Raw genomic sequence first — 11,125 nt, forward strand, 5'->3', positions numbered from 1 at the left:
TGGGACAACTCGCGTAGCTTTTTTTGTGCTGGTCAAGCATCGATTTAAGCGACGCTTACTAAGTCAGTATTGAGGATTACGTATTCATCTTGGGGTCAACCATAACGCAAGCCTTCATTCCCTTTAACTCCATGGCCTTGAGCCACTCAGGTTTTATTTTTGGATTCATTATTAATTCATTCACTTGTCGATTAGAGGCATTTTTAGCGACGAATTCAGCTTGACATCCACAGTAAGCCGTGAAGTCTTCTTCAGTAAGGGTCTTACCCTTAAGATCTTTATGCTCAGCCACTTGTTCACTTATGCAATTTTTTTGATAATCCTTAGAAATTGCCTGAGCAAAAGATGGGTTGGCTACTACTAACAAAAAAGCTAACGATAAAGCGGTTCGAAATATTGGCATTGTGCGTTTCCTTTTCATGCAATTTATATGGTGGAAATTCTTCCATAAACATCAAGGTCGGACTCATCAACCTCCAAAAAGTCATCTTCGATCACAGAAGCTCCTTCTAAGTTTTCGATATATTCCCGGATAGCGTAGTAAGGAGGCATCTGTGCTTCATTGTCATCCTGGGGATCCCAGACTTTGTAACGAAAAACGGTTAATTTCATGTGATTTTTGGTTAAACGTAACTTATGAGCCTAAAAGATGATTCATATGGCGCCTCAAGTAAGCCTTGCGAGCCTCGACTAAAACTATGACCAAATTACTCAGAAACTGTTTGAACTGTCTCATTTAAAGCTCCTTTGGTTAAAAATACTAGGGTTACTACTTAATCAGTATGCGCTTTAAGTGCCTAGATTGCAGGGCAGCAAAAACCCCTCTATTAGTAGTTTTATACGTAATAACCCTAATAGGTTCAGAATTAAATTGTCTCCCGACCCGTATTTAAGGTCCTTAAGTCGCCCTCGGGCGACTTCTTTTTAAGTCATTTCTACCGTGTCGTTAATAAAAGGAAAGTGTCATGTTGAAGTACATCAATAGGTCGCTTGAACAAACTATCAATACCTTGATTGATATCACCGCCTATTCACGCTTTGGTGTTCCGGTTAGAGCAATTGACATCGCTAAACGTCAGCACCTTTCTTTAAGTCGTATGGAGATAGTGCTATCCGCGCTCAAGTCTGCTTATTTAATACGAGCTGCCAAAGGACGAAGGGGCGGATACTACTTAGCTAAAGACCCACAAAGTATGACGATGAAAGATGTGTTTTTAGCAGTCAATCACTTTAGATCCAGAAAAGTAGTTATCTCAGACTTTGCTAAAGAGATCGTAGAATCTTTTGAATCCTATATGCGTGATTGTCTATCTAAGATTGCAGTAGCATCATCTTCGAAAGATGCGAGAACAAGGCCCTTTCAAATTGAGATCATTCCAGCCTGGGACTCGCAAAAGTATCAGTTACAAGAAATCTCCAAAAAGGGTAAATGGGATTCTCAAAGCGTTCTGATTACAAAAGCCGAATTACAAAAAGCAGAAAAGCTCGGACCCAACTCTATATTTGATTTTAGTAATTACATTCAATAATAAAATGAGATTGATGAAAAAGATGCGACAGTTTTATGATGAAGTTATAAGTTACATCCGGGCTTATCTCAGATGAGCGGTGTAATCGAGCGTAGCAATGCTTATTCCGTCTATTTAGAACGTGAGTTGCGCTCAGATCATGCTGGCGAAACGGGCGCTATCTATATCTACAAAGGCATTATTGCCATTGCAAAATTACGTAAAGATCAGGAGCTCATCAGTTTTGCCAAGCATCATGGAGCCACTGAGGCTGAGCATTTACAGTTAATAGAGTCTATTTTCGAGGCCAAGCATCGAAGTCGCTTGCTGGGTCCTTGGCGCATCGCGGGATGGTTAACTGGGGCAATACCAGCGCTATTTGGAAGAAAAGCAGTTTATGCAACGATTGATGCTGTTGAAACATTTGTAGAACAACATTATCAGCAACAGATTGAATATCTGCAAAAAAATGGTAGTCATGATGATTTGCTTAAGCTCCTCATGCGTTGTCAAGCCGACGAAATAAATCATAAAAATGAAGCAAGATCAAAAGTTGTGAGCCCTATGCCCTTAACTCTAAGGCTTTGGTGTGCTTTAGTAGGGGGTGGATCGGTAGTAGCTGTTTTATTGGCCAGGCAGATTTAAAGAATATGATGTTGGTAGTTAATTAAACGAGGTGGAGAAGTAATGATTCAGATTCAGATCTGGGCTGACTTTGAATGTCCATATAGTTACTTTCAGACTATCGTTCTTGAGAAGTTACAAGCAAAGTATCGAGATAGATTAGAGATAGTCTGGAGAGCATTTGAGTTAACCCCAGTTGAGGGCAATATATCTCCCTCACAATCCTACATGGATAATCTTGAGGCCGCTAAGTCTGAGCCCATTGTTATGCAAGAGAATCTTAAGCTTTTAACGCCAAAATTTCTAACCTATACATGGCTTGCGCAAGAGAGTGTTTACTTTGCTAATTCTCAAGGGAAATCATTAAAACTTGCTAGAGCCTTATTTGACGCATTCTTTTTGCAAGGAATGGATATTGGTAGCGAAGCGGCGGTAATGCAGATTGCTTCTCAAGAAGGTATTGATATTGAACGCCTAAAACAAGCTGTTGATAACGGCGAATTGACCAAACACGTTATGGCCGATGAGCAAGAGTTCAAGACTTACGGGTTTCAAGGGCTTCCAGCAATGCTTATCGGTGAAAAGAATTTTTCTCCTCGTAGTTTCATGCCTGTAAATGGATATCAAACGTTTGATGAGCTATCTGAAATCATTCAGGGCCTTGTTATGTAATGATGCTCTTAGTCATTAAAGATCAGATTGGTCCAATTTAAGGCTTTTCCTCAAAAATTTAATCTGCCAACATATCTCATTAAGCTAGTTGTGATAGTCTAAACCCAGGACTGAACCAATAGGAGATACAAATGAAGATAACTCATGTTTTAGCAAAAGTTGTTTTGGGATTGTGTGTTGGCGTCGCTTCATTAGGTGCTTTTGCACAGTCAATGAAAGTAACTCTTACTGGCTCTCAAGAGGTGCCACCAGTAATGACCTCAGCTTCTGGGGTAGGCGCAATCATGGTTGCTCCAGACGGAGCGGTGTCGGGAACCATCACAACGACAGGTATCGAGGCAACCATGGCACATATTCATGAGGCGCCGATGGGCCAAAATGGCCCAGTTATTGTTCCATTTACCAAGACTTCAGATAATGTTTGGACTGCCCCCGCTGGTGCCAAGTTAACGGATGCCCAGCTCCAAAGCTTGAAGAGCGGCAATCTTTATCTCAATGTTCATAGTGCCACCAATAAACCTGGTGAAATAAGAGCCCAACTTAAGCCTTAGATTAAATATTCTTAGCTAAGGCCACTAAGAATGATTGAAGAACTACTTTTTCCAAACGCTTGCCAACCATGGCTGTTGTTCAATTGGTAGTCCACTTGGCCTATAGTAATGTTCAATTTCAGTAAATTTTGCATCGGTCATAAAAGATCTCCAGCTCTCTAAATCATGATATGAGCCAAATCGGTCTCCGTACCAAACTTCTTCGTTATTACCCCGAGGGTTTGAGCTAAAAAGAATACCGTTGGGTTTTAAGCATGCCCATAAATTACTTAGTACTTTGGGTAATAGCTTATTGGGAATATGAAATAGTGAAGCGTTGGCAAAAATACCGTCAAATGTGTTATCTGGCAAAGATAAGTTAAAAAAATCTTGGACTAAGATTTCGCAACCGCTTTTCGTTTTAGCTATTTGAGCCGCTTCTTTGCTGCCTTCAAGCCCAATAGCAACATGACCAAGCCTGGTAAAGGTCTGTAGATCTCTTCCCGGACCACATCCAAAATCCAGAATATGAAACGGTGGCTCAGTCTTGATTGCGCGTAATAGGGCATCGATATTTTGACTGACATCATGATCTTTTGTGCCCTCATCATAAGAAACAGCATGTTGATCATAATGCGCAATAGTTTTTTGCGAGATTAAAGCAGACTCATTTGTGAGATTTTTAAATGTAGACATAATGAGTTTGAAACTAAGACTATTCTTTTGACGCCTCAATTACTATATTTAGGCTTATTTCATCGCCAACAAAAGGTACATATTTTCCCAGATCAAATTCTGAGCGACTTAACTTCGCGCTTGCGTTAGCGCCACACATATATTTCAAAGTAATCAAGTTACGACTGCAAGCGAAGTTACTTACTTCAATATTGACGGGTTTGGTAATGCCTTTAATGGTCAGCTCGCCTGAGAGTGATGTAATAGTCTGATCATTGAATATAACCTTATCAGAAGTGAATTTGGCTACAGGAAATTTTTCAGAATTAAAGTAACTTTCGCTTCTAAGTAACTTGTTAAAGGTATCGGAGCCTGTACTGACTGAGCCGGTCTCAATAGCAACATCTATAGCGCCGCCATCCATTTGGTCATTCAGCGTAATAGTTCCATTCACCCTATCAAAACGACTGGTTTGAATTGAGTAAGCTAAATGTTTGTAGCTAAAGCTAACAAAGGTGTGCTCAGGATCAGTTATATAAATTTCTGCTGCTTGTGCCGAGGAAGTCACTAAGGTCAGGAGCAAAGCAGTTATATAAAAAAAGTTCATTAGATATTTTAGGTGTTGATATGAGAATGTGCTGAATCAGCGCCCCTATCCTCAATAGAGGCCTAAATACCTTGTTTTTAGTCTTTCCAACAGTTAAGGCATCAATTGAGACTGTAAAAGGTAAGTAAGAATGAGCATAAAATCCATTTATATAAGTTAATTGATTTAATTAACGCTTGCACCATACTCAATACCAATATTACTAAATCAAAAGCTATTAGCAATGCCCCTCCGAAATTCACCAAGTCAGATACGAGATTTAGATGATCTCAGTCAATTAAGTAATATTGTTACTGACAAGCGCAGGGGTCAACGCTCATTAGCCAAGAAATCAAGGCGTAATCGACATTATGAAAAACAATTCATTCGTAATACGCTCATGCGTGCACCTATCAATGCATCTGAAGAGCCGATAGAGCTTTGAGTAACATTTCTGTATTTAATTAACCTAATAGGAAGAATCATGTTTAGTCACGTTATGTTAGGCGCAAATGATTTGGAAGTTTCAAGGGACTTCTATGATGCCGCTTTAGGAGCTTTGGGTATCAAAGCCGGGAGCTTTAGTCATGACAAATACTTTTATCGCGGTCCTGGCGGAGTCTTTGCTATTACAAAGCCTATTGATGGTAACGAAGCTACTCATGCCAATGGCGGCACAATTGGCTTTAGCGCTAAATCAATCGCTGATGTAGATGCATTTCATGCCATCGGCGTTGCTCATGGTGGCACTTCCTGTGAGGGTGATCCAGGCTATCGAGAGGGTGTCGCCGGTACTATATATATTGCTTGGCTTAGAGATCCTGCCGGTAATAAAATCTGTGCAATGCATAGGCCACCGAAATAAATGCTTGCTTCACATCCCTTGGGTTGGATGCATTGGACGACATTGACTAAAGCTCAAGGGTAAGCTGCCGGCTTGCCTCGGTAGTTTTAACTGTAGATTTTTTACGTACGACCCTGCTTGCTCGAGAAGCATGTTTATCGACAACTGATTTTTTCCCAGCCCGGACCTCCGATAGGTTGCGTCTAGCATGCAAGCGGTCTTTAGATAGCTTTGTGGCAACAGTAATATCTACTAATGGTTGGGGAATGTCTCTACCAATCTCAATGCCAATGCTGCTTTGTACTTCTTGAGGCATATTCCAGGGCTCAAAAAGCCATGTGTCGGGTACTTGACGCATATGGGGAAGCCATTTTCTAACGAAAAAGCCCTTTTGATCATGGTCTTGTGCTTGCTTGATCGGGTTATAAACACGAGTTACATTGATCCCGGTTGTACCCGATTGCATTTGCAATTGACTCCAATGGATTCCGGGCTCATAGTCTAAAAATTGAGTGGCTAACCAATCTCCTACTGGTTTCCAGTGCAGCCAAAGTGGATAGGCTGCAACTGAGACTAGCATCGCACGCATTCTAAAATTGAGCCATCCTGCTTCACGTAGCATCATGACGCAGGCGTCCACCATAGGCCAACCCGTCTTACCATCCTTCAAGGCATTGAAGTAATCGTCATTAAATTCACTCTCACGTAATGCATCATATCCACGGTGCATATTTCGCCACTCGATTTCAGGCTCGCTCTCCAACTTTTGAATAAAATGACAATGCCAATACAAGCGACTCATAAAAGCAGTTAAACCTGACTTTCTTCTACTGGCATCTGGAGACATTTGAAGCAGCTCTTCATTTGTTGCTTGCACTACTTCCCTGATGCTAAGACACCCATAAGTTAGATATACAGATAGTCGAGAGCATGCATCTGGGGCTGATAGAGGCGATGAAATCCCACCTCGGTACCACATACTTCGCTGCTTCAAAAAACTATTCAGTGTTTTAAGTGCAAGCGATCTTCCACCGCGTTGTCTTAAGGGTGGATTATGTCCTAGGTGCGCAGGTGCCTGCATCGTAGATGGTGTCAGATAATGAGCGCTAGGGTTCGGCACTGGCACACTAGAAAGCGGAGCTTTCCAAAATTGAATGGGTGGTAGTTCACATAAAGGTGCTTCCATGTGTTTTTGCCAATTAGCTTGCCATTCATTACGATTTTTTAGTCCTCTAGTAACTCCAAACTGGGTATATTGACCCCAATGAATGCCACGAGACTGACACCATTTACTAACGTCTCGATCTCTGGAGTAAGTCAATCCATTGCCAGTTTCCTGATGAGAATGCAAACCCTGAAAAGGATTAGCTTCCCAGATGTTATTTAGCACTTCAGTAACTTCACCTACATGGATTTCGATAGTGCCGCCGCGTAAACGAAGCTGGGTATCGAGGTCGTGAAGGGACTCCCGAATAAACTCAAAATGTTGGAGGGCAACATCAGGCTGCATCCATAACGTTGGCTCAAGCACGTAAATGCAGCGAATTGGCCCTATCTTTGCAGCCTCGACAAGAGCGGCATGGTCCTCACAGCGCAAGTCACGCTTAAACCAAACCAGTTGATAACTCATAATTAATTAGTAGAGAAGATGAATTCAGACTAATAATAGTTCGAAATTAAGCTCACTGAAATACAAAATTTCATCATATAAGCCTTTGCGAAACTTTGCCTAGTCAGTGACTCTATATTCGATTTAAAACTTACAAAAAAGCGCCTTTCAAATAAAAAGTGAAATTTGAGTATTTAAGCGTTACTTTGAGTAACTCTGGGCAAAAAATGTGTAATGTAATCTCTACGCTTTTTCATGCTACTTCAACTAAATTTGATGGTTTTTGTTTATGTGCTGAGCTAGCCCTGACTAAAATTAAGGTATTTACTGCTTATGTTAGTCTTGCGCACTTTTGTGCTTTAATGCCTTCCAATATGATCACCGTTGTTATTGCTTCCTACAGATACGGACACCTTGCAGCGCATTGCATTGAGTCCCTGCTATCTCAAACTAAAGCTCCCTCTAGAATTCTATTTGTCGACGATGGGGCAGATGATTGCAGGCACCTCCCTAATTTATATCCTGATATTGAGTATATTTTGAGGCTTCAGAATTTAGGTACGGTAGATAACTTTCATGATGTGCTGATGAGGGTGGACACGGAATATGTTCTGTTCATTGGAGCTGATAATTGGCTGAGATCTGATGCGATTGAATTACTTTCAAATGCCCATGCTGATATTGTCACTTATGACATTGTGGTTACTGGGGAGCTAAAGGAAGAAATTCATGATCGCGTGCCTGGGGAGACTAAACCTCACCAAGGAGATCTCTACTGGGATCGAGGTGGAAAGCACCATGGCTCGATGATGTATCGCACGGCCTTAGGCCAGCAAGTCGGCTACAAAAGAAGGTATGTGGATGGTGTGCACCCACAAGAGGATTGGAATCTTTGGGATAAGATGCGCGAGCAGGGCGCTTCTGTAGCCAGTCTGAATGAAGGCCTTTTGTACTATAGAAGGCACCGTGAAAATTTTCTAAAGTATGACCATCTCGTGGATGCTCTTGAGGAAGAGACTTAAGGGTCTAAGCCAGTGCTGTTCTCATGCTGCTTAGGCTGCTTTCATCAACGAATAGCTTGATCCCTAACACTCCTGAGCCCCTCAGTGCCGGTGTTTTCCTAAGGCTAATTTCTAGAGACTCAATCTCAAGATAGCTTGCACATGCTTCAACTATTCTGGTGGTTAATCTTTCTTGGGTCTCATAATGCCCATCTGCGGCCAATCGATCAATTTCAATTACAAGTGGGTCGTAGTCAAACACCCTATTCATGAAATCTTCTGAGATCAAGATGAGCTTTGGATTAATCCAAAGCGTTAGATTAAGTAAATGCTGATCAGGAATAGCATCACCTGGAGCATACGTACCAATTTGAGTATTTAGTCGGAGATCTTTTAATTCTATGCAGGCCGTTGATGACATTTGGTGCTCTCGGGTAATTTCATTAATTGGGTTTAATCAATGATAAAAATTCTCGACGCAAATTGGGGTCCTTTAAGAAGGAGCCACGCATCACGCTATTGATCATCTTCGAGTCTGGGTCCTTAACGCCACGCCACTGCATACAGAAATGATCCGCATCCATCACGATCGCAACACCCGTCGGCTTGACCTTCTTCTCAATCATATCGGCCAGCTCAACTACCGCTTCCTCCTGAATTTGAGGTCGACACATTACCCATTCGGTAAGTCGTGAATATTTTGATAGCCCAATAAGAGCTGAGTTTTTATTGGGTAAAATGCCAATCCAAACTCTACCCATAATGGGGCAAAGGTGATGAGAGCAGGCGCTTCTTACGGTAATTGGGCCAATTATCATCAACTCATTTAAGTGGCTGACATTAGGAAACTTGGTTAGCGCTGGCTGCTCAACGTAACGACCATTAAATACTTCCTTTACAAACATCTTGGCAACCCGCCTACTTGTATTTTGAGTGTTATGGTCACTCTTAGTGTCGATAACAAGACTTTCTAAAACGGATTGCATTTTTTCTGCAACCTCGTCGATAAGCCCATCTAGCTCACCAGGTTTAATGAAATCAGCAATATTGTCATTTGCGTGAAATCTAGCTTTCTTTACTTTAATCCTTTTGCGAATTATTTCTGATAGTGGGGTGCCATCGTTCATAAATTATTTCTTATCATGCTTTAGAGGAGTTTTTGAATGTCAGTACGCATGCTCTTCGGTGTAGTGGCCGATGCAAACCTATTTACAGGGATGCCGTCCCTACCAATAAGAAACTTAGTAAAGTTCCACTTAATTGCTTCTGTTCCCAGTATCCCGGGAGTAGCAGATTTGAGATAGTTAAAAAGAGGGTGAGCGTTAGACCCGTTCACATCAACTTTCTTAAAAATAGGAAAGCTGACGCCATAGTTTGTTTTACAAAACTGTCCGATCTGTTCAGAGCTTCCTGGCTCCTGACCGCCAAATTGATTGCAGGGAAAGGCTAGGATTTCAAAATCATTCCCACGAAACTCTTCATATAGAGATTGAAGTTCTTGATATTGGGAGGTGAATCCACATTTGCTTGCCACATTGACTGCAACCAGCAGTTTGCCAGCATAGTCCATAATGTTTTCTTCGCGACCGTCAAGGCGCTTTAAAGGGATGTCGGGAAGCATCGTTTATTTGTTTGCTCAGATATAAATTTTCTTTAATTTATCTGAAAATGACGACCCTTGCAGGGCGGTTAATTAATAGGGCTTTTTTACACTGGTTTAGCTACTCAAAAGTTATGCAAACAGCTGTGTAGTTTCGTAGTGCTGAGGCTAGGAGATTTATTGTGCCTGATGCTAAATCGAGTGTCAGCTATCAATATAAGAAGAGGGAGAAACCAGTTAAGCACCCCACACTTGCTTCGATATACGCGAACATTATGATGGCAAAGAAATCTTTGTAATTGGTAGGGTATTTAGAGATGAGTATGGCCGCTACTTTGCTGGATCCTAGATTAGATGGCCGCATATTAGTCTGCACTGGCCTTTTAATGAGGAAGGTTATAGGATTTTAGTTAAGACGCGCTACGGCGGGGTTTTCTTTGTGTGTCAGCTTTAGGTCGGAATCTGCCAGCGGGGTTCAACTAAATCGACTGACTCCTTTCGGGATTTTTACGGTCCTTGCTGACGTTTTCAATTCAGCGCAAAGTGGTATTCCCTTTCACACAAGGAGAATGTCATGGAACAGCTTATTGCAAATGCGCATAAAGAACCCTGGAACAAAGGCAAACTGACAGGGCAGAAAGCACCACTTAAGTTAAAAGATATTTGGGCCATTCGGGTCCGACTTCAACTAAATGGCAACAAGCGGGATTTAGCTTTATTTAATTTGGCCATCGACAGCAAGTTAAGAGCTTGTGACTTAGTTAAGCTAAAAGTGCGGGATATTTCTACTGGAGACCATGTTTCATCTAGAACAACTATTTTGCAGCAAAAGACCCATCGTCCAGTCCAATTTGAAATTACTGAGTTAACAAGGACAGTAGTTGAGCAATGGATTCATTCTGATGGGTTGCACCTGGAAGATTATTTATTCTCCAGCCGAATTAAAGAGTCCCCTCACCTATCTACCAGGCAATATGCCAGGATTGTTCATAACTGGGTTAGCTCGATTGGTTTGGAGTCTGCAAATTATGGAACTCATACGATGCGGCGCACCAAGGTTTCTTTGATTTATCGCAGAACCAAAAATCTTCGAGCCATTCAGCTACTCCTCGGGCATACAAAGTTAGAGAGTACAGTTCGTTACCTAGGCATTGAAGTGGATGATGCTTTGGAGATGGCCGAACAGACTGAGGTTTGATTTTTGGCGGGCTGTGTTGGGTTGATCATCACAGCCCACTTTTCAAAATATTGAAAATTAAAATTCGGGGCCACTTAAATTTTTTTTGTGATTACTATGATCTAAGTTTATAAACACGGTTAAGCTCGGATTTCTAAAAGCTCCTGAGAGATCTTCATTCCTAGATCAATAATTTCTTTAGTTTTATCTGAGGAAGGGTTTGATTCAGCATCTAGGTTTCTGTAGGCAACCATGTAATACAAACTACCAAGCACGGTATCAGTATGAATCGCTACCAA

Annotated in this window: 16 protein-coding genes; 8 read left to right on the forward strand and 8 right to left on the reverse strand. The window is 41.5% G+C overall.

Annotated features, from left to right (window positions below):
- Nucleotides 1–76 precede the first annotated feature (76 nt).
- A complete protein-coding gene (locus AOC28_RS11055; protein WP_072584036.1) occupies nucleotides 77–403 on the reverse strand; it encodes a hypothetical protein in 327 nt (108 codons plus the stop codon).
- A gap of 23 nt (nucleotides 404–426) precedes the next feature.
- A complete protein-coding gene (locus AOC28_RS11060) occupies nucleotides 427–612 on the reverse strand; it encodes a hypothetical protein (RefSeq protein WP_072584037.1) in 186 nt (61 codons plus the stop codon).
- 353 nt (nucleotides 613–965) lie between these two features.
- Here AOC28_RS11060 and AOC28_RS11065 point away from each other — a divergent pair, with 353 nt between their 5' ends.
- The 4 genes from AOC28_RS11065 (at nucleotide 966) to AOC28_RS11080 (ending at nucleotide 3,355) form a co-directional block, all read left to right on the forward strand.
- Complete coding sequence (locus AOC28_RS11065; protein WP_072584038.1) at nucleotides 966–1,529, forward strand: Rrf2 family transcriptional regulator; 564 nt, start codon at nucleotides 966–968, stop codon at nucleotides 1,527–1,529.
- Between the two features lie 72 nt (nucleotides 1,530–1,601).
- Nucleotides 1,602–2,153 carry a demethoxyubiquinone hydroxylase family protein gene (locus AOC28_RS11070; protein ID WP_083564306.1) on the forward strand — a complete coding sequence of 184 codons (552 nt, stop codon included), beginning with the start codon at nucleotides 1,602–1,604 and terminating at the stop codon, nucleotides 2,151–2,153.
- A gap of 42 nt (nucleotides 2,154–2,195) precedes the next feature.
- Complete coding sequence (locus tag AOC28_RS11075; RefSeq protein ID WP_072584039.1) at nucleotides 2,196–2,804, forward strand: DsbA family protein; 609 nt, start codon at nucleotides 2,196–2,198, stop codon at nucleotides 2,802–2,804.
- 131 nt (nucleotides 2,805–2,935) lie between these two features.
- Entirely contained in the window at nucleotides 2,936–3,355 is a 420-nt protein-coding gene (locus tag AOC28_RS11080) for a CHRD domain-containing protein (protein WP_072584040.1), read from the forward strand.
- 42 nt (nucleotides 3,356–3,397) lie between these two features.
- Here AOC28_RS11080 and AOC28_RS11085 read toward each other — a convergent pair whose 3' ends face one another.
- Together AOC28_RS11085 and AOC28_RS11090 are read right to left on the reverse strand one after the other, a co-directional pair.
- The gene (locus tag AOC28_RS11085; RefSeq protein WP_072584041.1) at nucleotides 3,398–4,030 is read right to left on the reverse strand and encodes a class I SAM-dependent methyltransferase; all 633 of its coding nucleotides are present in this window, start codon (nucleotides 4,028–4,030) and stop codon (nucleotides 3,398–3,400) included.
- Between the two features lie 19 nt (nucleotides 4,031–4,049).
- Entirely contained in the window at nucleotides 4,050–4,616 is a 567-nt protein-coding gene (locus tag AOC28_RS11090) for a YceI family protein (RefSeq protein WP_072584042.1), read from the reverse strand.
- A gap of 223 nt (nucleotides 4,617–4,839) precedes the next feature.
- Here AOC28_RS11090 and AOC28_RS11095 point away from each other — a divergent pair, with 223 nt between their 5' ends.
- Nucleotides 4,840–5,040 (forward strand): hypothetical protein, encoded by a 201-nt coding sequence (locus AOC28_RS11095; RefSeq protein WP_072584043.1) that lies wholly within the window; start codon nucleotides 4,840–4,842, stop codon nucleotides 5,038–5,040.
- Nucleotides 5,041–5,079: 39 nt separating this feature from the next.
- Entirely contained in the window at nucleotides 5,080–5,460 is a 381-nt protein-coding gene (locus tag AOC28_RS11100; RefSeq protein WP_072584044.1) for a VOC family protein, read from the forward strand.
- A 46-nt stretch (nucleotides 5,461–5,506) separates the two neighbouring features.
- Here AOC28_RS11100 and AOC28_RS11105 read toward each other — a convergent pair whose 3' ends face one another.
- Nucleotides 5,507–7,069 carry an FAD-binding domain-containing protein gene (locus tag AOC28_RS11105; RefSeq protein ID WP_072584045.1) on the reverse strand — a complete coding sequence of 521 codons (1,563 nt, stop codon included), beginning with the start codon at nucleotides 7,067–7,069 and terminating at the stop codon, nucleotides 5,507–5,509.
- A gap of 353 nt (nucleotides 7,070–7,422) precedes the next feature.
- On the opposite strand from AOC28_RS11105, the gene AOC28_RS11110 reads away from it, so the two are divergent.
- On the forward strand, nucleotides 7,423–8,070 hold the full coding sequence (locus AOC28_RS11110; RefSeq protein WP_158009068.1) for a glycosyltransferase: 648 nt from the start codon (nucleotides 7,423–7,425) through the stop codon (nucleotides 8,068–8,070).
- A 4-nt stretch (nucleotides 8,071–8,074) separates the two neighbouring features.
- On the opposite strand, the gene AOC28_RS11115 is transcribed toward AOC28_RS11110, so the two are convergent.
- From AOC28_RS11115 to AOC28_RS11125, 3 genes are read right to left on the reverse strand one after another with little or no spacing between them, the layout of a single operon-like run.
- Complete coding sequence (locus AOC28_RS11115) at nucleotides 8,075–8,470, reverse strand: dihydroneopterin aldolase (protein ID WP_072584047.1); 396 nt, start codon at nucleotides 8,468–8,470, stop codon at nucleotides 8,075–8,077.
- A gap of 22 nt (nucleotides 8,471–8,492) precedes the next feature.
- Nucleotides 8,493–9,176: a GTP cyclohydrolase I gene (gene folE / locus AOC28_RS11120; RefSeq protein WP_072584048.1), complete on the reverse strand. Its 684-nt coding sequence runs from the start codon at nucleotides 9,174–9,176 to the stop codon at nucleotides 8,493–8,495.
- Between the two features lie 20 nt (nucleotides 9,177–9,196).
- Complete coding sequence (locus AOC28_RS11125) at nucleotides 9,197–9,670, reverse strand: glutathione peroxidase (protein ID WP_072584049.1); 474 nt, start codon at nucleotides 9,668–9,670, stop codon at nucleotides 9,197–9,199.
- Nucleotides 9,671–10,223: 553 nt separating this feature from the next.
- On the opposite strand from AOC28_RS11125, the gene AOC28_RS11130 reads away from it, so the two are divergent.
- A complete protein-coding gene (locus AOC28_RS11130; protein ID WP_072584050.1) occupies nucleotides 10,224–10,847 on the forward strand; it encodes a tyrosine-type recombinase/integrase in 624 nt (207 codons plus the stop codon).
- The last annotated feature ends 278 nt before the right edge of the window (nucleotides 10,848–11,125 follow it).

It is taken from the genome of Polynucleobacter sp. MWH-Adler-W8 (assembly GCF_001889925.1).
Classification (GTDB): Bacteria; Pseudomonadota; Gammaproteobacteria; order Burkholderiales; family Burkholderiaceae; genus Polynucleobacter.